Annotated in this window: 16 protein-coding genes, 1 tRNA gene and 1 pseudogene; 7 read left to right on the forward strand and 11 right to left on the reverse strand. The window is 67.3% G+C overall.

What is annotated here, in order from left to right:
- The 6 genes from MKK70_RS26605 to MKK70_RS26630 form a co-directional block, all read right to left on the reverse strand.
- Positions 1-1,653 (reverse strand): sensor histidine kinase, encoded by a 1,653-nt coding sequence (locus MKK70_RS26605; protein WP_243950900.1) that lies wholly within the window; start codon positions 1,651-1,653, stop codon positions 1-3.
- Between the two features lie 267 nt (positions 1,654-1,920).
- Entirely contained in the window at positions 1,921-3,318 is a 1,398-nt protein-coding gene (locus tag MKK70_RS26610; protein WP_147726549.1) for an NAD(P)(+) transhydrogenase (Re/Si-specific) subunit beta, read from the reverse strand.
- A 3-nt stretch (positions 3,319-3,321) separates the two neighbouring features.
- Positions 3,322-3,771 (reverse strand): NAD(P) transhydrogenase subunit alpha, encoded by a 450-nt coding sequence (locus tag MKK70_RS26615; RefSeq protein WP_147726547.1) that lies wholly within the window; start codon positions 3,769-3,771, stop codon positions 3,322-3,324.
- A gap of 22 nt (positions 3,772-3,793) precedes the next feature.
- On the reverse strand, positions 3,794-5,047 hold the full coding sequence (locus MKK70_RS26620) for a Re/Si-specific NAD(P)(+) transhydrogenase subunit alpha (protein WP_243938380.1): 1,254 nt from the start codon (positions 5,045-5,047) through the stop codon (positions 3,794-3,796).
- A gap of 156 nt (positions 5,048-5,203) precedes the next feature.
- Positions 5,204-5,497, reverse strand: a complete 294-nt coding sequence (locus tag MKK70_RS26625) for an aa3-type cytochrome c oxidase subunit IV (protein WP_147726543.1) — start codon at positions 5,495-5,497, stop codon at positions 5,204-5,206.
- A gap of 187 nt (positions 5,498-5,684) precedes the next feature.
- The gene (locus MKK70_RS26630; RefSeq protein ID WP_147726542.1) at positions 5,685-7,058 is read right to left on the reverse strand and encodes an ABC1 kinase family protein; all 1,374 of its coding nucleotides are present in this window, start codon (positions 7,056-7,058) and stop codon (positions 5,685-5,687) included.
- 518 nt (positions 7,059-7,576) lie between these two features.
- Between MKK70_RS26630 and MKK70_RS30750 the strand changes: the two genes are divergently transcribed.
- The 3 genes from MKK70_RS30750 to MKK70_RS26655 all read left to right on the forward strand — a co-directional run bounded on the left by MKK70_RS30750 (position 7,577) and on the right by MKK70_RS26655 (position 11,630).
- A complete protein-coding gene (locus tag MKK70_RS30750; RefSeq protein ID WP_279593057.1) occupies positions 7,577-10,780 on the forward strand; it encodes an autotransporter serine protease in 3,204 nt (1,067 codons plus the stop codon).
- A 209-nt stretch (positions 10,781-10,989) separates the two neighbouring features.
- Positions 10,990-11,352, forward strand: coding sequence for a hypothetical protein (locus tag MKK70_RS26650; RefSeq protein WP_147726540.1), 363 nt, complete (start codon positions 10,990-10,992; stop codon positions 11,350-11,352).
- A 68-nt stretch (positions 11,353-11,420) separates the two neighbouring features.
- Positions 11,421-11,630: a hypothetical protein gene (locus tag MKK70_RS26655; protein ID WP_243932808.1), complete on the forward strand. Its 210-nt coding sequence runs from the start codon at positions 11,421-11,423 to the stop codon at positions 11,628-11,630.
- 6 nt (positions 11,631-11,636) lie between these two features.
- On the opposite strand, the gene MKK70_RS26660 is transcribed toward MKK70_RS26655, so the two are convergent.
- The gene (locus tag MKK70_RS26660) at positions 11,637-11,801 is read right to left on the reverse strand and encodes a hypothetical protein (protein WP_187274755.1); all 165 of its coding nucleotides are present in this window, start codon (positions 11,799-11,801) and stop codon (positions 11,637-11,639) included.
- Between the two features lie 189 nt (positions 11,802-11,990).
- Entirely contained in the window at positions 11,991-12,257 is a 267-nt protein-coding gene (locus tag MKK70_RS26665) for a hypothetical protein (protein ID WP_147858906.1), read from the reverse strand.
- A gap of 275 nt (positions 12,258-12,532) precedes the next feature.
- Here MKK70_RS26665 and MKK70_RS26670 point away from each other — a divergent pair.
- Together MKK70_RS26670 and MKK70_RS26675 are read left to right on the forward strand one after the other, a co-directional pair.
- Positions 12,533-12,607: transfer RNA gene (locus MKK70_RS26670), tRNA-Thr, on the forward strand.
- A 238-nt stretch (positions 12,608-12,845) separates the two neighbouring features.
- Positions 12,846-13,025, forward strand: a pseudogene (locus MKK70_RS26675) (IS5/IS1182 family transposase); the annotation flags it as partial.
- Positions 13,026-13,288: 263 nt separating this feature from the next.
- Here the strand turns inward: MKK70_RS26675 and MKK70_RS26680 are convergent.
- From MKK70_RS26680 to MKK70_RS26690, 3 genes are all read right to left on the reverse strand, one after another.
- Positions 13,289-15,130, reverse strand: coding sequence for a hypothetical protein (locus MKK70_RS26680; RefSeq protein ID WP_243950902.1), 1,842 nt, complete (start codon positions 15,128-15,130; stop codon positions 13,289-13,291).
- A 10-nt stretch (positions 15,131-15,140) separates the two neighbouring features.
- Positions 15,141-15,677, reverse strand: a complete 537-nt coding sequence (locus MKK70_RS26685; RefSeq protein ID WP_243935100.1) for a hypothetical protein — start codon at positions 15,675-15,677, stop codon at positions 15,141-15,143.
- A 439-nt stretch (positions 15,678-16,116) separates the two neighbouring features.
- Positions 16,117-16,704, reverse strand: a complete 588-nt coding sequence (locus tag MKK70_RS26690; RefSeq protein ID WP_243935101.1) for a hypothetical protein — start codon at positions 16,702-16,704, stop codon at positions 16,117-16,119.
- Positions 16,705-17,830: 1,126 nt separating this feature from the next.
- Here MKK70_RS26690 and MKK70_RS26695 point away from each other — a divergent pair.
- Together MKK70_RS26695 and MKK70_RS26700 are read left to right on the forward strand one after the other, a co-directional pair.
- Positions 17,831-19,999 (forward strand): type I secretion system permease/ATPase, encoded by a 2,169-nt coding sequence (locus MKK70_RS26695; RefSeq protein WP_243950904.1) that lies wholly within the window; start codon positions 17,831-17,833, stop codon positions 19,997-19,999.
- Positions 20,000-20,001: 2 nt separating this feature from the next.
- Positions 20,002-21,393, forward strand: a complete 1,392-nt coding sequence (locus MKK70_RS26700; protein ID WP_243950906.1) for an HlyD family type I secretion periplasmic adaptor subunit — start codon at positions 20,002-20,004, stop codon at positions 21,391-21,393.
- The last annotated feature ends 318 nt before the right edge of the window (positions 21,394-21,711 follow it).

Raw genomic sequence — 21,711 nt, forward strand, 5'->3', positions numbered from 1 at the left:
CTACTCGTCGGCCTCCATCCCGGCCAGGGGCACGGCCAGCTCGCACAGCACGCCGTCGGGCGGGTAGGTCAGGCGGACCTCGCCGCCGATCGCCCCGGCGAGGCCGCGCTCGATCAGGCGGCTGCCGAACCCCATCCGGGTCGGGTGCGCGACCCGCGGCCCGCCGCTCTCGGCCCAGCGCAGCCGGACCATCGGCTCGCGGCCCTCCGGGTCGATCGACCAGTCGACCACCACGAAGCCCGCGGGCGTCGAGAGGGCGCCGTACTTGGCGGCGTTCGTCGCCAGCTCGTGGATCATCAGCGACAGCGACAGGGCGGCCTTGGAGCCGACCTGAACGTGCGGCCCGAACAGCCGCAGGCGGCCCGCCTGGGCGTCGTCGTGGATCGTCAGCGCGCCGTGGACGACCTTCTCCAGGCTGGCGCTCTCGCGGGTGCCGTCGAGCAGGATGTCGTGGGCCTTGCCGAGCGCGATCAGCCGGTTGGCGAGGGCGTCGCGGGCGGCTTCGAGGTCGGTGGCGTTGCGCATGGTCTGCATCGCGATGGCCTGCACCATCGCCAGCGTGTTCTTCATGCGGTGGCTGAGCTCGCGGTTGAGCACCGCCTGCTGCTCCTCGGCCCGCAGGCGGCCGATGCCGACCTGGACCCGGTCCGCGACGTTGCGGGCGAAGGCGATCTCCTCCGGCAGCCAGTCGCGCGGCGCGGCGGCGTGGACGAAGAACAGCCCCACCGTGCGCCCGCGCTCCCGCACCGGCACGTCGAGCATCGCGCCGATGGCGAGCGCCGCGAACGGAGCCGCGAACGCGGCGGTGCGCGGATCGTCCGCGACCGCGCGGACGACGAGGGCGTCGCCGCGCTCGATCGAGGCGCCCAGCCGGCCGAAATCGGCGAAGCGATGGGTCCCGGCGAGGCTGCCGGCGCCGGACGCGGTCCAGTCCTCGAGGACGGTGACCTGCGCCCCGCTGGCGTCGATCTCGCCGTAGCCGGCCCGGCTCGCGTCGAGCGTCCGCCCGACGATCTCCGCCGCCTTGGCGGTCATCGCCGCCACCGAGGCCACGTCGCGCAGGTGGTCGCCGAGCTCGATCAGGGCCGCCCGGCGGATCGAGGCGGCGCGGGTCAGGCGCTCCTCCGCCCGCAGGCGGACCAGCTGGCGCCGCTCGCGCATCAGGATCATGATCTGCCGCGCGAGCCGCCGCAGCGCGTCCGCCTGCTCCTCGGTGAGGCCGTCGGGCCGGGGCACGTTGTCGATCACGCAGAGGCTGCCCAGCGCCCTGCCGCTCGTCGTGCGCAGCGGCGCCCCGGCATAGAAGCGGATCCGCGGATCGCCGGTCACCAGCGGGTTGTCGCGGGTGCGCGGGTCCAGCGTCAGGTCGGGGATGACGAGGAGATCGGGCTCGCCGAGCGCGTACTTGCAGACCGACGCGTTCAGGTCGGTCTCGCAGCGCGGGAAGCCGACGCGGGCCTTGAACCACTGCCGGTCGGCGGCGACGAGGCTGACCAGGGCCACGGGGGCGAGGCAGATCGTGCGGGCGATCTGCACCGCGTCGTCGAAGGCTTCCTCGGGTGCCGTGTCGAGGACGGCGAACGCTTCCAACTCGGCCAGTCGATCGGGATCGGAAGTCTCGGGCGACATGCCAGCCCCGGGTTGGAGATCCATCGCGCCGGATCGGCGGTCGGCGTTGCGCGTTGTAGGGCCCCGCTCGACGTCTGTCATGCCTGGAGCATCATCCGTGATCCAGGGATCACGGACGATGCTCCATCGCGCTGAGAGCGCGCGTTTTCTTCACGCGAGCCGGGATCCGCCTCGCTTGAAGACGCTCCGGCGCCATTCCCGCGGGCCGCAGCCGAGGACGCGGGGGCTGCGCGACGCAAAAAGGGCGGGCATCGCTGCCCGCCCTTCGACCCCGACCCCGGGAAGCCCAGATCAGAGGTTCTTGAGGATCTGGTCGACGACCTTCTTGGCGTCGCCGAACAGCATCATCGTGTTGTCGCGGAAGAACACCTCGTTCTCGACGCCGGCGTAGCCCGAGCCCATGCCGCGCTTGATGAACAGCACGGTCTTGGCCCGCTCCACGTCGAGGATCGGCATGCCGTAGATCGGCGAGGTCTTGTCGGTCTTGGCGGCCGGGTTGGTGACGTCGTTGGCGCCGATCACGAAGGCCACGTCGGCCTGCGGGAACTCGCCGTTGATGTCCTCCAGCTCGAACACCTCGTCGTAGGGGACGTTGGCTTCGGCGAGCAGCACGTTCATGTGGCCGGGCATGCGGCCGGCGACGGGATGGATGGCGTACTTCACGTCGACGCCCTCCTTCTTGAGCAGGTCGGCCATCTCGCGGAGCGAGTGCTGGGCCTGCGCCACCGCCATGCCGTAGCCCGGCACGATGATGACCCGCTCGGCGTTCTTCATGATGTAGGCCGCGTCGTCCGACGAGCCCTGCTTGACCGGCCGGGTCTCGACCTCGCCGCCGCCGGCCGCAGCCGCGTCGCCGCCGAAGCCGCCGAGGATCACCGAGATGAACGAGCGGTTCATCGCGTGGCACATGATGTAGGACAGGATCGCGCCCGAGGAGCCGACCAGCGCGCCGGTGATGATCAGCGCGAGGTTGCCGAGCGTGAAGCCGATGCCGGCCGCGGCCCAGCCCGAGTACGAGTTCAGCATCGAGACGACGACGGGCATGTCGGCGCCGCCGATCGGGATGATGAGCAGGCCGCCGAGCGCGAACGACAGCAGCACGATCAGCCAGAACACGACCTTGCTCTCGCCGCCGATGAACACCGCGATCAGCACGACCAGCGCCACCGCGAGGCCGATGTTGATGAGGTGGCGGCTCGGCAGCATGATCGGCTTGCCGGACATGCGCCCGTCGAGCTTGGCGAAGGCGATGACCGAGCCGGTGAAGGTGATCGCGCCGATCGCCGCGCCGAGCGCCATCTCGAACAGCGACTCCTTGTGGATGTGGCCGTTCTCGAGGATGCCCACCGCCTGCGGCGCGTAGAGGGTCGCCGCCGCGCCCGCGACGGCGGCGAGGCCGACGAGCGAGTGGAAGGCCGCCACGAGCTGCGGCATCGCCGTCATCGGCACGCGCTTGGCGATGACCGCACCCGCGCCGCCGCCGATGGCGAGCCCGAGGAAGACGAGGAGCCAGGCGGCCGCGCCGGCCGGCGGATGGCCGACCAGGGTGGTGAGCACGGCGAGCGCCATGCCGATCATGCCGTAGAGGTTGCCCTGCCGCGACGTCGTCGGGTGCGAGAGCCCCCGCAGCGCCATGATGAACAGGACGCCCGAGACGATGTAGAGAAGGGCGGAGACGTTCTGGGACATGTCTCAGGCCTTCTTCTTGTACATGGCGAGCATGCGCTGGGTCACCAGGAAGCCGCCGAAGATGTTCACGCTCGCCAGCACGATGCCGATGAACCCGAAGGCGCGGGCCCAGCCGGTGCCCTTCTCGATCAGGGGCACGCCGGCGGCCAGGATCGCGCCGACGATGATCACCGACGAGATCGCGTTGGTGACCGACATCAGCGGCGTGTGCAGCGCCGGGGTCACCGACCACACCACGTAGTAGCCGACGAAGATCGCGAGCACGAAGATCGCGAGCTGGAACACGGTGGCGTCGACCGCGCCGTGGGTCACGGCGCTGAGACCGTGGCCGACGCCGTCGGCGATGGCCTGGGCCTGGTCGGCGGCGTTGCGCGCGGCGGCAGCGGCCGAGCGCGCGGTGTCGGCGAGGACGCGGGTCTGGTCGACCGCCTGATCGGGGGGGATGTTGGCCATCGTTATGCTCCTCGCGACCGGCCTACGCCGCGCCCGTTGCCTGTGTGCTGGGTGACTGCGACACCCCGGTCTTCGACAGCCCGACCGAGGCCTGCTCGGATTGCGGCGCGTCCTGCGGGCGGTCGGCGACCGCCGCGTCGGCCTTCGGCTGGAAGGACGGGTGCACGACGGCGCCGTCGTGGGTCAGGTTCGTGGCCTTGACGAGCTCGTCGTCCCACTTGATCGCCAGAGCCTTCGACTCCTTGTCGACCAGGGTCTCGACGAAGGCGTAGAGGTTGCGGGCGTAGAGCGCCGAGGCGCTCGCCGCGAGGCGGCCGGCGACGTTGAGGTGGCCGACGATCTTCACGCCGCGATCGTTCACCACGACCTCGCCGGGCTTGGCGCCCTCGACGTTGCCGCCGCGCTCGACCGCGAGGTCGACCAGCACCGAGCCGGGCTTCATCGAGGCGACCATCGCCGCCGAGACGAGCTTCGGCGCCGGGCGCCCGGGGATCAGCGCCGTGGTGATGACGATGTCCTGCTTTGCGATGTGGGTCGCGACCAGCTCGGCCTGCTTCTTCTGGTACTCGGCCGACATCTCCTTGGCGTAGCCGCCCTTGGTCTCGGCCTGCTTGAACTCGTCGTCCTCGACGGCGACGAACTTCGCGCCGAGCGACTCGACCTGCTCCTTGGTGGCGGGGCGCACGTCGGTGGCGGTGACGACCGCGCCCATGCGGCGTGCCGTGGCGATCGCCTGCAGCCCGGCGACGCCGACGCCCATCACGAACACGCGGGCGGCGGGCACGGTGCCGGCCGCCGTCATCATCATCGGCATGGCGCGGCCGTACTCGGAGGCACCGTCGACCACCGAACGGTAGCCGGCGAGGTTGGCCTGGCTCGAGAGCACGTCCATCACCTGCGCACGGGTGATGCGCGGCATCAGCTCCATGGCGAAGCCGTCGACGCCGGCCTCGGCCATCGCCTGCAGCTCGGCCTCGCGGCCGTAGGGGTCCATGATCGCGACGACCACGGCGCCCCGCTTCAGGAGCTTCAGCTCGTCGGCGGCGGGGCGGCGGACCTTGAGGATCAGGTCGGCGTCGCGGGCGGCCTCCTCGGCCGAGGCCGCGACCGAGGCGCCGACGGCCTCGTACTCGGAATCCGGCATGCCGGCCTTCAGCCCGGCGCCCGACTGCACGGTCACGTCCGCGCCGAGCGCCAGGAACTTCTTGACCGTCTCGGGCACCGCCGCGACCCGCGGTTCCGCGGAATCGGTCTCCGACAGGACAGCGATGCGCATTCAGGATTTCCCCTCGATGGACCGCTCCCGAATGCGCGAAATGGAACGGCTTTTCGAGGCGGGTTGAACGGACGGACTGACGGAAGCGTTACGATTGTAATGGCAGGCCCGGGCGCGGGGCGCGGACCGTCCCGGGCTCAGGGAGAGGACGAGCGTTCAGGCGAAGGCGAGGTAGAGCGCCATCAGGATGGCCACGACGCAAGGCGCGCGCCAGCCGATGTTCGGAGCGAAGGCGCCGAGCGCGCCGGCCGCACTCGACAGGACGACGCCGAGGATCGCCGTGAGCCAAGCCTCGCGGATGCCGCCGACCGCCAGCGCGAGCACCCAGCAGATCACCACCCCGGTGGCGATCTCGACGAAGCGGACGAATCCCCGATAGGTCTGCTCGTGCGTCTTCGCGTCCATCGCGGGGCTGTAGGCCACCCCGGAAACGCCCTTCGTATCGGCCATCGTGCGCTCGTCCTCGACGCTACCACTCTCGATGGGTGCGGGTTTAGCCCAAGCTTATTGCTGCCGCAATCGGCCGCAACCGGCATCGCACGGCTTCGCTTGGGCCTCAATTCACTTGCGCACAAAACACCCGCCGAACACGCGATCGTGAGCCGGCGAAGGCCGCCTCCGCGGCCCGCCGCCCCGGTCAGGCCGGCAGGGCCAGCCCCACCGCGCCGAGCGCCTCGGCCTGCCGCGCGGCGAGGGCGTCGAGGCTGAAGCGCTCGATCTCGGCCTCGAACAGGCGGTGGTAGTTCAGCTCGGACTTGAGGTGCAGGAACACCGCGCCCAGGCCGACGGCGGCCCGGTCCATGAACACGAATTCCTGCGGCACCGTCACCGGGCCCCGCGCCTTGAGGGCCTGGTGCACCTCAAAGGCCTGGCGCCGGCCGTATTCGCCCGGCTTCACCCCGTCGGCGACGGTGCGGGTGCGGTCCTCCAGCAGCGGCCCGTAGATGAACCGCGCCCAGATGTTGAGGATCTCGATCTTCTCCTTGTCGAGGTCCTTGAAGCCCCAGACCTCGTAGGCGTGGACGATCCGGGCCATGTCGTCGGTGAGGAGGCCGCGGTAGAGGTCGACCACGCCGCCGACGAAGCGCGGATGGAAGATCCGCACGCAGCCGTAATCGAGCAGGTTGATGCCCTGCGGCTCCCGGTCCCCCGCGCCGCCCTCCGAGAACACGGTGTAGTTGCCGAGATGCGGGTCGCCGTGGATCACCGCGGCGCGGCTGAACGGGTGCCACCACGCCTTGAACATCGCCTGCGCGATGCGGTTGCGGATCTCGACCGGCGACTCGGTGAAGCTCAGGATGCGCTCGCCGTCGAGCCAGCCGAGCGTGAGCAGGCGCTTGGTCGAAAGGTCCTCGTGGATCGCCGGCACGCGCACCTGCGCGATGTCCTTGAGCACGGCGCCGTAGAGCGCGCCGTGCTTGGCCTCGCGGGCGTAGTCGAGCTCCTCCCGCACCCGGGCGCCGATCTCCTTGGCGATCTCGCGGGTGTCGAGCCAGGAATTCATCCGCCGGTGCAGGGCGAAGGCGACCTCGAGCTGCTTCAGATCGGCTTCCACCGCCGACTGCATGTCCGGGTACTGCAGCTTGCAGGCGAGCGCCGTGCCGTCGAGCGCGGTGGCGCGATGGACCTGGCCGAGCGAGGCGGCGGCGGCGGGCTTCAGGTCGAAGCGCTCGAACCGCGCCTGCCAGCCGACGCCGAGCTCGGCCTGCATCCGGCGCTTGACGAAGGCCGCGCCCATCGGCGGCGCATCCGATTGCAGCTTCTGCAGCTCGGCCGCGTATTCGGGCGGCAGCAGGTCGGGCACGGTGGCGAGCAGCTGCGCCACCTTCATGATCGGGCCCTTGAGGCCGCCGAGCGCCTGGGCGAGCGCCGCCGCGTTGGTGGTGCCCTCCTTGCCGAATAGGCGTGCGCCCGCCATCCGCGCGGCGACGCCGCCGACATTGGCGCCGACGCGGGCGTAGCGGCTGGCGCGGGCGGAAAAGCGGTTGGCTTCCGGATCGGTCTCTGACATCGGCTGGGTCTGCACCTCTCCCCGACCGCGGAGCGCGATCCGACCGTGTCGGACCGGGCGCTCCGGATCTTGCTTCGACGTGCTTGCCCTCGACGAACCGGACGCCGGACCCTCGGGACGCGCACGACGGACCGGCGCGTCCGGACGCGTCCGCGGATCGCGGCATCCGGGAACGATCGTTCCGTGAGGCTGCAGATAAGCTCTTCGCCGCCTCCCGCCAGGGCGCTGGGTCCCTGGGTCGCGGCACCCTCCGCCGGCCGTCGCCGCGCCGGCAGGGCGCTCCTCCACAGCGCGAATGTTGCCGCCCGGCCACAATCCCGAGCGATCGGGATTTCCATTCGTTTCCAGCTTGAGTCACGGAAACGTGAGGCTCATACGTTACTGAGTTCAAGAACGATGCGCATCGACAAGACATCGTGAATGCCCGAAGGAATGCGTCGATCGCATTCTTCGGAAAGAACACGCACCTTCGCGTGCCGCCATCGGCCGTAGTTCTTCACTCGAATACGGTGACATCCATGCCCTTGACCTTTCGTCCGCGCGCGCTCGGCGTCGCAGGCCTGACCTATGCCCTGTGCGCGACGGTTTCCCCGGCGGCTCTGGCGCAGTCGGCCGGCTACCAGGATCCCGGTCGCGTCGGCGACCCGGCGAGCTGGCGCACCCCGGAATACCTCGCCGATTACGGCAAGGCCTCGATGAACGCCGACCAAGCCTATGCCCGCGGCATCACCGGCAGGGGCGTCCTGGTCGGCTCGGTGGATTCGGGGTTCCTCGGGACGCATCCGGAATTCGCCGGTCGCGCTCGGGCGATCACCAACACCGGCAGCTATTCCTCGAGCAGCTTCCGCTACGACAGCGGCACGACGCGCTCGGACTTCTTCACCGCCGGCCAGCCCTATTCGGTGCCCGGCACCTGGGTGCGCGGCGTCAACGACGACCACGGCACCCACGTCGACGGCACCATCGTCGCCAACCGCGACGGCACCGGCACCCACGGCGTCGCCTTCGGCGCCCAGCTGATCGCGACCAACACCAACGGCACCGACTCGTCGATCTACGGCCCGAACGCGGACTACGCCTACTTCAAGGGCGCCTACGGCAACCTCGTCGCGCAGGGCGCACGGCTGATCAACAGCAGCTGGGGCAGCCCGCCGCCGCGCGACAACTACAACACGCTGGCCGGCCTCACGGCCGCCTACGCCCCCTTCACGCGCCAGCTGAGCTGGCTCAACGCCATCGCGGATGCGGGCCGCGCCGGCGTGATCCAGGTCGTCGCCGCCGGAAACGCCGGGGTCAACAACCCGACCATCCGCGCGGCGCTGCCCTACTTCCAGCCGGACCTCGAGAAGGACTGGATCGCCGCGTCGGGCCTGAATGCCGCCGACCAGACCCAGTTCAACCGCTGCGGCGTCGCCAAGTACTGGTGCATCGCCGCGCCCGGCCGCAGCATCACCTCGACGGTGGTCAACCTGACGACCGGCGAGGCCGGCTACGGGGTGAAGAGCGGCACCTCGATGTCGGCCCCGCACGTCTCCGGCGCCCTGGCGCTGGTGATGGAGCGCTACGCCTACATGACCAACGAGCAGGCGCGCGACGTGCTGCTGACCACCGCCACCCATCTCGGGACCGGCCCCGCCGACGTGCCGAACGAGGTCTTCGGCTGGGGCAAGATCGACCTCGGCCGCGCGATGAACGGCCCGGGCCAGTTCCTCGGCCGCTTCGACGCCAGCCTCGGCGCCGGCGTCGCCGACACCTGGTCGAACAACATCTCCGACGCGGCCCTGCGCCAGCGCTTCGTCGAGGACAGCGCCGAGCACGCGGCCTGGGAGCAGACGAAGGCGGCGCGCGGCTGGACGAACGGGCTGCCCGCGACGGCGACGCCCGACGAGCAGGCCGAGTACGGATGGCGGGTCGCCCGCGACCAGGCCTTTCTCGCGCGCACCTACCAGGGCGGCCTGACGAAGTCCGGCGGCGGCGTGCTCGAGCTGACCGGGGCCAGCACCTATACCGGCACCACCGAGGTGAACGGCGGCCTCCTCGCGGTCAACGGCTCCATCACCTCGACGGCCAACGTCAACGCGGGCGGCACCCTCGGCGGCGGCGGCAGCGTCGGCGCCCTCAACGTCCGCGGCGGCGGAACGGTCGCGCCGGGCAACAGCATCGGGACGCTGACGGTCGCCGGCAACGCGACCTTCGCGGCCGGCTCGCTCTACGCCGTCGAGGTCGCGCCGGGCGGGCGCAGCGACCGGATCGCGGCGGCCGGCACGGCGCAGATCGCCGGCGGCACCGTCTCGGTGTCGCTGGAGAACGCCGCCGCGCCGCTCAGCGCGGCCGAAGCCCGGAGCCTGCTCGGGCAGCGCTACACCATCCTGACCGCGGCCGGCGGCGTCGCCGGGCGCTTCGACCTCGCGACCCCGAGCTACACCTTCATCGGGACCGACCTCGCCTACGGCGCCAACGCCGTCGACCTCTCGGTGTCGCGCAACGCGACGACCTTCGCCTCGGTCGGCACGACGCGCAACCAGTCCGCGGTCGGTGCCGGCATCGAAGGCCTCGGCGCCGGCAACCGCCTCTACGAGACCATCCTCGTGACCACCAACCCGGAGGCGGCGCGCAGCGCCTTCGGGTCGCTGGCCGGCGACATCCACGCGAGCACGGTCTCGGCCGAGTTCGAGACCGCGTTCTTCGTCCGCGAGGCGATCCTCGACCGGATGCGCTGGGGCTCCACCCCCGGGGCGCCCGAGAGCCTGAGCTACGGCACCCTGCCCGCCACCTACACGGCGGACCTGCCGGGGCGCCGCGTCGCGCCGTCGCCGGTGCCGATGCAGGTGATCGATCCGCGGGTCGCCGGGTTCTGGGGCCAGGGCTTCGGCGCCTTCGGGCAGGCGCGGACCGACGGCAACGCCGCCGGGCTCAACCGCCAGACCTCGGGCTTCGTGCTCGGCGGCGACGTGCGCCTCGAGAACGGCATCCGGGTCGGCGTGGCCGGCGGCTACACCACGACCAGCCTCGACACGGCCGGCCGCCTGCAATCGGCGACGATCGAGAGCGGCTTCGGCGGCGTCTACGGCGGCTACGAGCTCGGCCCGGTCGCGCTGCGGCTGGGCGCGGTCTACGCCGACAATTCGGCGCGCACGCGCCGCACCGCTCTGTTCGCCGGGCTGACCGACACGCCGAGCGCCCGCACCGGGGGCTCGACGATCCAGGGTTTCGGCGAGATCGGCTACCGGATCTTCCTCGGCGAGGGCCGCTCGGCGCTGGTCTCGAAGGATCCCGTCGCGCCGGCGGTCCAGGCGCTCAGCTACATCGAGCCGTTCGTCGGGGGCGCCTACGTCTCGATCGGGCGCGACCGCTTCGTGGAGACCGGGGGCCTCGCGGCGCTCACGAGCTTCGCCCGCGATTACGACCTCGGGGCGGCCACCGCCGGCGTCCGGGCGCAGACGAGCCTCGACCTCGGGTTCGGGACGCCGGTCTCGGCCCATGGCCTGATCGGCTACCGCCGCGCCTTCGGCGACGTCGTGCCCAAGGCGCTGCTCGCCTTCGGCACCGGACCGAGCTTCCTGACCGCCGGCATCCCGATCGACCGCGACGCCCTCGTCGCCGAGGCCGGGCTCGACCTGCGGGTCTCGGCCAACGCCACGATCGGCATCGCCTATACCGGGCAGGTCGGGTCCCGCGCCGAGGACCATGCGGCGAAGGGCAACTTCACCTATCGCTTCTGATACGCCGCTTGCGGCGCCGATGCGCCGCCCGGGCCCGGCCGACGATCCACGGCCGGGCCTCGCCGCGACGCAAGGGACGCCTCGGCCGGCGGCGCGCGCGGAGTCGGGTCACGGCGCTCGCGCAAGCGGCCGAGGGAGCCGAGCGTTGCCCTCGGGTGTTGAGACGTTGCCGCGACGCCGAGGGAGGGTCGTCGGCCATGGATCCGCCGATGACCTACGCACGCGTCGCCTTCGCCCTGATCCTCTGCGCCGGCCCCTGTCTCGCCGCGCCGTCCCCGGCCGAGGAGGAGGCCGAGATGGTCCAGGGGATGGTGCGCATCGTCGGGGCGCAGGCCGGCATCACGCTGTACTGCCGGAAGACCTACACGATCGACGACACGGTGTCGGACGGGCTGCTCCGGACGGTTCGTCCCACCCTCGACAAGGCGATCGGCCACCGGCAGGCGCAGGCCGCGATCGACGAGGAAGGGCAGCGCCTCGCTCGGGAGATCGCGGAGGTCGGCGCAGAGCGCTGGTGCGCCGACCAGCGCGACATCCTCAACACCGACGGGGTCCGCGTCTTTTTGGACTGAGCGCCCGCCGTGGATCGGCCTCATTAACCGATCACCGGCATCCTACGATCCATCGTAAGGGTTCCAGCGTGCCGAAGATCCCCACCGTCGCCGTAGCCGGATTGTGGTCCGCGATCACCGTGGCGGCGCTCGGCGTCGTTGCGATGGATCAGGCGCAATCGATGCGCCGCGCCGAGGCCATCACCGCGCCGGCCGCCATCGCGGCCGATCCCGCGACCACGGCCGCGATCATCCTCACCGACGCGACCGGCAACCGATACCGGAAGCGGGTCGACTGAGAGCCGCTAGCTCGGCTGCTCCTCGGTCTGCGCGATCGCGGCCGCGTCGTCCATCGGCGGCGTCGGGCCGAGGTCGGGCATCGGATCGCCGGTCGGCTCCTGGGGGCCCGGCGACGGGTCTCCGATCGGCGCCGGATCGTCGCCCGGTCGCGGGGTGTCGGCGTCGCTCATCGTCTCGCTCCCAGGATGTATCCGCGGGCAAAGCGGCGAGCAGCGCGCGCGTTCCCTGCTCCCTCGCCAAGCTCTGCTCACTCGCCAAGTTCCATTCCGTCGTCGAGTGCTCCGCCGACGGAGGCGCCCCGGGGCAACCGTCGGGATCGCCGACCGCCACCGGAACCACGAGGCCGGTCGGCCACCCGGCTATCGACGGGAGGGATCGACGCTCGGCTGTCGCCGGTGGACCTTGCGAGAGCCATCGGGTCGGACCGCGTAGGCATTCCCGCTGCGGATCGCCTCATCCACGTTGCGCGGGCCGGCGATGCCCTCGGTGCCCCCGGGGGCCGTCGCCGGGAGCTGGCCGCCCGGTGGCGTCGGGGCCGCGCCCGAGAGCGCGAGGGCGGCGCCGCTCCAGGCGAGCGCCGCAGCCGTCACGCCGAGCGCCCACGCCTTGCTGTTCCGTTTCGGCATCGCGCCCTCCGTTCCTCGTCGCGGCGACGGACCAATCGCGGCACGCAGGGCACTGTTCCGGCCAGCCGCCGCGACCGACGGTCCGGCAACGAGCGATGTGCGGGCTTCGACGAACGGGGAGTCGACGATGAGTCGCGCGTCGCGGCCGGCGGGCGGGGCGGATCGCGACGGGGACCGCGCCGCATCCCGCGCCTTGACGAAGCGCCGTCAAACGTAGTCAAAGACGCCCCTGACGCGCCAGAACCCTTAGGTCTGTCAAGGGTTTCGGAATGCCCGCCGGTGTAGCACAGCGGTAGTGCAGCGGTTTTGTAAACCGAAGGTCGGGAGTTCGATCCTCTCCACCGGCACCAGCCTTTCGCCTTTCTGCGCAAGACGTTATGGTTCGACAAGGACTTAGGGACTGCCGACTCTCGCACAGCGGTCTCACACAGGGCGCTTCGCATGGCCCGTCCCTGGAAGGATCCGAAGACCGGGACCGATCACCTGCGGCAGCGTCCACCGCGGGATCTCGCTGCGCGCGTGAAGGGGACGCGGGTCATGCTCCATATCGGTGCCCGACCGGTCCTCGTGACGGTCGGTGCCGATGCCAACCGCAAGCAGGTCCTGGCCTTCAGCCCGTTCCCGTACGAGTACCGCAACCGGGTCGAGCGCTTCTTCGGCAAGATCAAGCACGCCCGCGCCGTCGCCACGCGCTACGACACGGATCCCGACAACTCCCTCGCCAGCGTCAAACGCGCTGCCGTCCGGGTCAGGCTGCGAGCTTTATGAGTCCGCGACCGAGTGGGGGAGGCTTGGGACCTCGGCCCAGCGAGAGCCTCCGTGTGGACATCCTCCACACGAAGGCATCGATCCACGATGCGCGACCGAACTTCCGACGGGGACCATACGCGCAGGGACGGGGCCATGATCGACCATCCTGGCGCGCAGGCGGACCGGAACGGGGCCGTCTGCTGGACGATGCCGCGCTCGCCGTCGGGCCCGTCCTCACGCCCGTGAGGTCTGGGGGCGCCCCCCCCCGGACCGGGGAGATGTCAGGCTGCGTGGCGGAACGCGTGCGTGGCCTGGCTCGGATTGGCGGTCAGCGTCGTGTTCGCCGTCAACGTGGCGGTCGTCAGGTTGGTAATGCCGGCCGAGCTCCCACCGAAGGCCGCCATCGCTGAAACGAGTTGCGACACCTGCGTCGCAATGTGGCTCGAGGAGTCGATCGCGGAGGGTGCATCGCTCGCGAGGGTGGCGGAAGCGCCTGCCTGCATGCTGGGGATGTCGTGCGCCGCGGTCGCGCTCGGAGCGGCAGGCGGGGATTTGGTCGACGTCGTCGCGACGCGTTCGTCATCGTAGGGATCCAGGGGATCAAACGGGTCGAAATCACCGGGATCGAAAGGCGTTCCGGGCTCCGGATCGCCGGGCTCGTAAGGCGCGTAGGGGTCGCTGGTGTCGTTCGGATCGTAGGCGTCGGCCTGCAGGGTGTCGCCCCGGCTACCGGTGACCTGATCGTCGAAGCCGTAGACCGTGACGTCCGAGCCGCTGTCGGGGCTCATGTTGATGGTCAGGCCCAGGCCGTAGATGCTGCCAGACCAGCCCGGGGCGAGGTTGATGGTCGAGTTGTCGGCGTAGATGGTGTCGTTCGTGACGTTCGGGGCAGTGTTGATGGTGAAGGCCTGATCGGCGTCGGTCTTGAGGGTCGCGCCGTTGCCGCAGAGGCCGACATAGCCGCCGCCCGAAACCGTGGCCGCGGTGTCGGCATTGAGGTTGACCACGTCGTTACCAGCGTCTCCGGTCACGGTCAGCCCCTGGCCCGTGATGCCGATGGTCTCGTTGCTGTCGGCCTGCAGGTTGATGGTATTGCTGGTGCCGTTGATGTTCACCAGCGAGCCGTCGCTCAATGTGATGGTGGAATTGTTGGCGCTGACGGACTCGTTCTCGGCATTGCCCACCATCTGCACCGATGAGCCCGGGTCGGTGAGGGTGACGCTCGCGCGGTCGCCGCAGAGGCCGACGTAGCCGCCGCCCGAAACCGTGGCCGCGGTGTCGGCATTGAGGTTGACCACGTCGTTGCCGGCGTCTCCGGTCACGGTCAGCCCCTGGCCCGTGATGCCGATGGTCTCGTTGCTGTCGGCCTGCAGGTTGATGGTATTTCCGGTGCCGGAAATCCCGCCGCCGGCATTGATTCCAAGAGTTATGCTATTTCTATCCCCATTTATACTTACCGTAGAATCATCCACAACTGCTATCTTTTGGTCGGATTGATTTACAGGGACTTGATCGCCCCTTACCGCTGTAATACCGCCTGCCTTACCTTCCTCAAATGATAAAGCATCGTAAGTTGTCGGTGAATCAGATAGATTTCGCAAAGCGTCTTGTGTTTGCCGATCATTGTTAATGAAATTCTGATCTAGCAGATCTTGGCCGATGGCAGGAGCCGAATAAATACTTTTCAAGGCCGCTTGGGGAACATCGAAACCGTCAGATTTCAATATTGTCCCAGCGACGGAATTGCTGTTGCTGTAAAACGGACTGTATTTTAATCCAATATCTTGAATTTGATCCAAAGTATTGTAATCTTTTTGCTTTATTGCCTCTATTTCATCATTTGTTCCACTATGCACAATGAATCCAGGGTTATGAAGGACTGATATATCAAAATCTCTAGTGCCATCGATATATTGACCATGATCGGTAACAATGTTGCCGAACACACCCAAGCCAGTCAAACTTGATGTCCTCGCTGCTTCTGGGCCTCCTCGTGCATATCCAGTAACTTGCCCATCATCATCCCTATAAATGAGGAACCCGTGGCTTGCGACACCGACGCCGTCAGTAGAAGATACGCCAGAGCTCGTCGCCGGCTTGAAAAACAACTCGATCGTCGCCATGGTTGTTCTCCTAGAATGCGCCTGTATACACAAGATGTGTCCCAGTTCTTATTAAATGAGAATATTGCGGATCAGAAAATGAAAAGCCAAATATCAATAGTTCGTCTAGCGAAAAATTATGACTATAGGATTTGAGAGTAAGACCAGAAATACCACCAGAGAGCTGGTAGACCGGTGAATATCCGAGATATTCCGATATCGTCGGACCTCTTTTTAATCCGAGCCGCTTATCGATATAGTTTTCGTACTCCTTATCGGTTAGGCCGGATCTTACATTTGCGAAATAGTGCGATAGATCGACATCGTAAAGTTCGATTTTTTTGCTCTTATCATCAGAAATTTGCTCGATTGCCTTATCGAACATTGCATCTCTGGTTTTGTCTTCGGTAGATCTAACTGTTCCAACGAACAACCCGATCAGCGCGTAAAAATTATATATAGCAGTAAATAGAATTACTATCGATATAGAACTCAGAATAAATTTTTTATTGCACTTCCTGATGATTCTCATCTTCTCGCGCCTGTCTAAAACATCAACGATCAGCATTCACGTCGCAGCGAGGTTTGTCCCTCATGCCCGCCTCCGCGAGATGCTTCGCGATCGGATCGAACAGGACCGCGGTCGCAGGCCGTTGACCTGTTCCGGTATCCGTCTGGGCCGCCGTTCCGGGATGCAATGGCATGGTGTGCGCTGCGACGTTCACGCCCTCCCGTCCGGGCCCACCGCGATCCGGTAGCTGCCATCCTCGGCGCTCAACCGGAGCCCAGCTTCGGGAGACCCGGAATGCAGGCACACCGGGATCGAAAGGCGTTCCGGGCTCCGGATCGCCGGGCTCGTAAGGCGCGCAGGTGTCGTTCGGATCGTAGGCGCTTGCGGCCCTCGTTCCTCCACTAAGAATGTCGACATTGCCGTTCCCATAAAGATAAACCCGTGAGGTACCGGCCCCTGCATGGCTGCGATATATGACATTGCCTAATTCTCCTGCCTATTCCTCATCTTTGCATTGGTGTGTAAATTGCCCCTCCCCCACGACGGAGAAGTACATCTTTGTGATACCCGCGATACTGCCGTCCTCAAATGAAAGTTGACTTAGTACATATCTTGCTTGATGCCGATCAGACCATATGGGCTTGATCTCAAGAATGCGAATTTGACCATCAGACTTTTTGAATCTGACCTCGCTTCCCTGACATTTGTCATACAATGCAGAGCCGATGAAATCTTCTGATGAATGATCCGGCTGATCGAATGGTATAATGTATCTGCGACCTTCGGCTTCGGTGCTGAATATATGAATTTTATAGCTGTGATTATTGTAGATTTCTTTGACATATGTGTCGATGACGATATCGACAGTCTCGGAATTGTGCGTCGCTCTCAAATGCTTTGTCTCTTTTAATTCGACGTATTCCTTTTCGAATGTTTCCGGAGTGATCGATTCGTGCCGGGTTGCGTCATCTGCCCTCACCTCTGCGCGGCCCGGTGTTGCACTGGCAGAAATCAAGTAAAGACATAGATATATCGCGCCGCGCCGTCTTCTCGCGTTCAGGCGTGACGAATGCTTACTGCTCATGCTTGCTCTCCGCCATATGTCGCGCACCCGGTTGTGAGGAAATGGCAAGGCTCGTCGCCTGCCGCATGAAACGTGAGCTGGGGCGGCAGTACCGGAGCCCGACGGCATCGCTCTACGCTAAGCCGCTTCAGCGCACCGCTCGCGCCATCAGAGTATAGAGTTCTGCTGGATCGATGCGTCTTATTATTATGGCCCAACGTCCATCCGTTTCTTGGAACCCGGATCAAGCCAGCAGCCGATGAGTGACGCTTCCCATCGTTCCATCGATTCACGCCTCCATGCCTGTGTGCGCTGCCCCCTATTCGTGCGAAGGAAGACAACCTGAGTTCGACGACGGCGAACGCGGCCAAGCCGAGGACCAGCACGTCGAGCGTGATCGGACCTCGTCGACCGCGCCTCGAACCAAGCAGTTGCGGTCGGGAACCAAGTAAGATCGAGGCGCCCCCGCCGTGCCCTCGCGTGCGCCGAGGGGGAGGAGATCGCCGGACCAGGCCCGCGCGAGCGCGTCCGCGCTCCTGGCCGTCGGGGGCCTCGCCGGGTCGCTGGTCAGGGTGCGGCCGGGACGCGTTCCTGGAGGTTAGGAGGCTGGCCGAGGCGTCCGTCGTCGCGGCCGATGCGAGCGATGCCGATCGGGCGTAGATGCGCGGCCGCGAGGATCGAGAGGACCGCGGAGACCGTATCCGTATCGACGAAGGATCTACTACCGGGATCCGCGTTGATAGTGTCCAGCCGACCAATTGCGCCAGTGATTTGCATAAGGATCCTGCCCTTATCCAAGCAATCGAAGCTCACGCCGCCGGGAAGGGCTAGGATCGAATCCCGCTCACGTCAAGCATGTTTTCTTATATCCGCACTTGAATAATGCCTTTTGAATGATGGGCGTCGGCCGACATGAGAAGCGCGCATGCCATGTGCGCGTCGCGGAATGCGCCGAATGCCAGCGGGAAGCTTGTATCCGAATCCCTCGAAATAGGATCTTGCATTCATTTAGGCGTTATTTCTGATCGTTAACAAAGTCTCTCGCGGCCTTGACTCATGACCATGGCTTTTGAGAAAACAGGCCTACAGATGCCATATCGATCCTAGACATCCGGCTAACGTTCCTAGACGAGGGGGAGCATCGGTTTTGCTCGATCAGGCCGCGCATTCATCCGACGATCATCGGACCGGACAGCAGCAAAACGCGCTGATCGACACGGGCGGCCTCTCCCTCGCCATCGTCGCCGCGGTTCATCGGCGGCCGCTGGACCTGTCCCGGATCGCGCACGAGACCGGACGCCCGGGACAGCCTCTGACGCTATCGGAACTGGTCCTGGCCGCGCGGCGCAGCCACTTCCGTGCCCGAGCGGTTCGATCGCGACCGGCCCGCCTCGCCGCGCTTCCGCTGCCGGCCATCGGCCGATCCCGCGACGGCCGGTTCTTCGTGCTGGCCCGCCGGCAGGACGATCGCACCTTGGTGCAGCGGCCCGGCGAGGCGCCCGCCGTCTGGACCGATGCGGATCTGGCGCAGGAATGGTCGGGCGAGCTCGTCCTGTTGACCAGCCGTGACGGGGCGCCCGGCCCGCACGAGACTCGCTTCAGCCTCGCCTGGTTCCTGCCGGCCGCCGCCCGGTTCAAGGCCCTGTTCGGCGAGATCCTGGCGGTCTCCTTCGTCATCCAGCTCCTCGGGCTCGCCGCCCCCCTGTTCTTCCAGGTCGTGGTCGACAAGGTGCTCGTGCACAAGGGGCTGACCACCCTCGACGTGCTGGTGCTCGGGCTCGTGGCCGTCACCGGCTTCGAGGCGGTGCTCGGCTACCTGAGGACCCATGTCTTCGCGCATACCACCAGCCGGCTCGACGCCGTGCTGGGCGCGCAGGTGTTCCGGCACCTGCTCGACCTGCCGATCGCGTACTTCGGCGCGCGCGCCACCGGGCAGACCGTCGCCCGGATGCGCGAGCTGGAGAACGTGCGCCAGTTCCTGACCTCGTCGGCGATGACGCTGACCGTCGACCTCGTGTTCTCGTTCGTCTTCCTGGCGGTGATGACCAGCTACAGCCCGAGGCTGACCCTGATCGTCGTGCTGGGGCTGCCGCTCTACGTCGCCCTGAGCCTGATTCTCACGCCGATGCTGCGGCGACGGGTCGACGAGAAGTTCCGGCAGGGCGCCGCGCAGCAATCGTTCCTCGTCGAGAGCCTGGCGGGCATCGAGACCGTGAAGGCCATGGCGATCGAGCCGCAGGCGCGCCGGCGCTACGAGGAGGGTCTGGCCGCCTACATCGCCGCCTCGTTCCGGGTGGTGTCGCTCGCCGCCGCCGGCAGCCAGGCCATCCAGCTCGTGGCCAAGCTGACGACGGCGATCGTGCTGTGGTTCGGTGCGCACGACGTGATGGACGGTGCCCTCACGATCGGGGCGCTGGTCGCGTTCAACATGCTGGCCGGGCAGGTCAACCAGCCCGTCCTGCGGCTGGCCCAGCTCTGGCAGGACTTCCAGCAGTTCCGCCTCTCCGTCGAGCGCCTGGGCGACATCCTGAACACGCCGACGGAACTCGCCGGCACCGGCACCCGCCAGGACCTGCCGCCGCTGCGCGGCGCGATCCGGCTGGAGGGCGCGAGCTTCCGCTACCGCCCCGACGGCCCCGAGGTCCTGCGCGCCGTCGACATCGCGATCCGGGCCGGCGAGGTGGTCGGCGTGGTCGGGCGCTCCGGCTCGGGCAAGTCGACCCTGACGCGCCTGATCCAGCGCCTGCACGTGCCCGAGCGCGGCAAGGTGCTGATCGACGGCGTCGACCTCGCCCTGATGGACCCGGCCTGGCTGCGGCGGCAGGTCGGCGTGGTGCTGCAGGAGAACGTGCTGTTCGCCCGCACGGTGCGCGAGAACATCGCGCTCGCCGATCCGTCGCTGCCGATGGAGCGGGTGATCGCGGTGGCGCAGCTCGCCGGAGCGCACGACTTCATCCTGGAGCTGCCCCAGGCCTACGACACCGTCCTGGAGGAGCGCGGCGCCAACCTCTCGGGCGGCCAGCGCCAGCGGATCGCCATCGCCCGGGCGCTGGCCACCGATCCGCGCATCCTGATCTTCGACGAGGCGACGAGCGCCCTCGACTACGAGAGCGAGCGGGCGATCCAGGCCAACATGCGCGCGATCTGCCGGGGGCGGACGGTGCTGATCATCGCCCATCGGCTTTCGACGGTGCGCGGGGCGGACCGCATCCTGGTGATGGACCGCGGCCGGCTCGCCGAGGAGGGCACGCACCAGGATCTCGCGACCCGGCCCGGTGGGCTCTACGCCGGCCTCGTCGCCGTGGCGGGAGGTTGACGATGGGCCAGGTTCACCCCTTCCCGATCCCCGAGGCCGGCAGGGCGACGGCGCGGGCCTTCCTTCCGGCCCACCTCGAGCTGCTGGAGACGCCGGCCTCGCCGACCTTGCGGGCGACCGGCTGGGTCCTGATGGCGCTGGTCGCCGGCGCCGTCGGCTGGGCCTGCTTCAGCGAGATCGAGATCGTCGCCACCGCGCAGGGGCGCGTCGTGCCGGTCGGCGAGGTCAAGCTGGTGCAGCCGCTGGAGACGAGCGTGGTGCGCGGCATCCACGTGCTCGAGGGACAGCATGTCGCGGAGGGCGAGGTGCTGGTCGACCTCGACCCGACGGAGGCCTCGGCGGACCTGGAAGCCACCCGCATGGAGCGGATGCAGGCGCTCCTCGACGCGGAGGCCGCGCGCCTGCTCCTGAGCGAGACGCCCGAGCCGGTGATCGCGCCCTTGGCGGAGGTGGAGCCGGCCCTGCTCGCGGCGACGCAGGAGCAGGTGCGGCTGCAGATGAGGGAGCACCGCGCGGCCCTGGCCGAGCTCGGCAGCGAGATCGCCGACAAGAATGCGGCCCTCGCCGCCAAGGCGTTCGAGACGGCCAGGAACACCGAGCTGACCCCGCTGGCCGAGGACCGCTACGCGACGCAGAAGGGCCTGTACGATCGCGGCAACGCCTCGAAGCTCAATCTGCTGCAGGCGCAGTACGACCTGATCGACAAGCAGACCGAGAAACGATCCCTGCCCGAGCAGGCACATCAGCTCCGTGCGGAGATCGCGGGACTGGAGCAGAAGCGGGCGCAGGTGCACGCGCAGTTCCTGAAGGAGGCGGCCGACCAGCGGGTGAAGGCGCTCCAGAAGGTGGCGGTGGCCGACCAGAGCCTGCGCAAGGAGCGCCAGCGCGAGGCCTTGCGGCACTTGCGGGCTTCGGTGTCGGGCGTGGTGCAGGACCTGAAGGTGCACACCCTCGGCGGCGTGGTGAACGCGGCCGAGAGCCTGATGACGATCGTGCCGGACGCGGCGCGCCTGGAGGTCGAGGCGTTCCTGCCGCACCGGGAGATGGGGTTCGTGCGCGAGGGCCAGCGGGCGGAGACGAAGCTCGAGGCGTTCCCGTTCACGCGGTACGGCACGGTGCCGGGCGCGGTCCGGCTGGTGAGCCGCGAGGCGAGCGTCGCGCCGAAGCCGCCGGGGCAGGCGCCAGCGCCGACCGCATCCGGCGACGGCGAGGGACAAGGCTACCGTCTCCTCGTCTCGCTGGATCGGGCGCAGGTCCGCGCGGAAGGGGCGGAGGTGGCGCTGCGGCCGGGGATGACGGCGCAGGTCGACATCGCCACGGGCAAGCGCCGGATCGTCGCCTTCCTCCTCGATCCCATCGAGAAACACGTCTCGGAGGCAGGACATGAACGATAGATAAATCTAGCAAAAACCACAAGCAGATTCTTAAATAAATTTAACTTAGTCCAAATGAGGACCTACATGCGGAACACTATAGTTCTAAAATTTGCAATAAAGACTTCCATAATTTTGATGCCACTATTCCTTACATCAGCTTATTACTTCAGTAAAACCAATAATGGACAGAGAAATTACTATGCGGATTTATATATTATTTTATCATGCGTAGATATACTACCTTTTGTCGCGTCACTATGGCTTATACTGACAAGACACGAAGACTTGGTGTCAAGCATAATGAAAGTATATAACAAAAGGCCGATGACATATTTC

The organism is Methylobacterium sp. E-041 (assembly GCF_022829665.1).
Lineage (GTDB): Bacteria > Pseudomonadota > Alphaproteobacteria > Rhizobiales > Beijerinckiaceae > Methylobacterium.

What these genes read in the sequence shown, in the direction of transcription:
- MKK70_RS26630 (WP_147726542.1), bottom strand. Translation starts at nt 7,058, where the DNA reads ATGTCAGAGACCGATCCGGAAGCCAACCGCTTTTCCGCCCGCGCCAGC.
- MKK70_RS26610 (WP_147726549.1), bottom strand. Translation starts at nt 3,318, where the DNA reads ATGTCCCAGAACGTCTCCGCCCTTCTCTACATCGTCTCGGGCGTCCTG.
- MKK70_RS26685 (WP_243935100.1), bottom strand. Translation starts at nt 15,677, where the DNA reads ATGCTGATCGTTGATGTTTTAGACAGGCGCGAGAAGATGAGAATCATC.
- MKK70_RS26680 (WP_243950902.1), bottom strand. Translation starts at nt 15,130, where the DNA reads ATGGCGACGATCGAGTTGTTTTTCAAGCCGGCGACGAGCTCTGGCGTA.
- MKK70_RS30750 (WP_279593057.1), top strand. Translation starts at nt 7,577, where the DNA reads ATGCCCTTGACCTTTCGTCCGCGCGCGCTCGGCGTCGCAGGCCTGACC.
- MKK70_RS26615 (WP_147726547.1), bottom strand. Translation starts at nt 3,771, where the DNA reads ATGGCCAACATCCCCCCCGATCAGGCGGTCGACCAGACCCGCGTCCTC.
- MKK70_RS26650 (WP_147726540.1), top strand. Translation starts at nt 10,990, where the DNA reads ATGACCTACGCACGCGTCGCCTTCGCCCTGATCCTCTGCGCCGGCCCC.
- MKK70_RS26625 (WP_147726543.1), bottom strand. Translation starts at nt 5,497, where the DNA reads ATGGCCGATACGAAGGGCGTTTCCGGGGTGGCCTACAGCCCCGCGATG.
- MKK70_RS26690 (WP_243935101.1), bottom strand. Translation starts at nt 16,704, where the DNA reads ATGAGCAGTAAGCATTCGTCACGCCTGAACGCGAGAAGACGGCGCGGC.
- MKK70_RS26660 (WP_187274755.1), bottom strand. Translation starts at nt 11,801, where the DNA reads ATGAGCGACGCCGACACCCCGCGACCGGGCGACGATCCGGCGCCGATC.
- MKK70_RS26620 (WP_243938380.1), bottom strand. Translation starts at nt 5,047, where the DNA reads ATGCGCATCGCTGTCCTGTCGGAGACCGATTCCGCGGAACCGCGGGTC.
- MKK70_RS26665 (WP_147858906.1), bottom strand. Translation starts at nt 12,257, where the DNA reads ATGCCGAAACGGAACAGCAAGGCGTGGGCGCTCGGCGTGACGGCTGCG.
- MKK70_RS26605 (WP_243950900.1), bottom strand. Translation starts at nt 1,653, where the DNA reads ATGGATCTCCAACCCGGGGCTGGCATGTCGCCCGAGACTTCCGATCCC.
- MKK70_RS26700 (WP_243950906.1), top strand. Translation starts at nt 20,002, where the DNA reads ATGGGCCAGGTTCACCCCTTCCCGATCCCCGAGGCCGGCAGGGCGACG.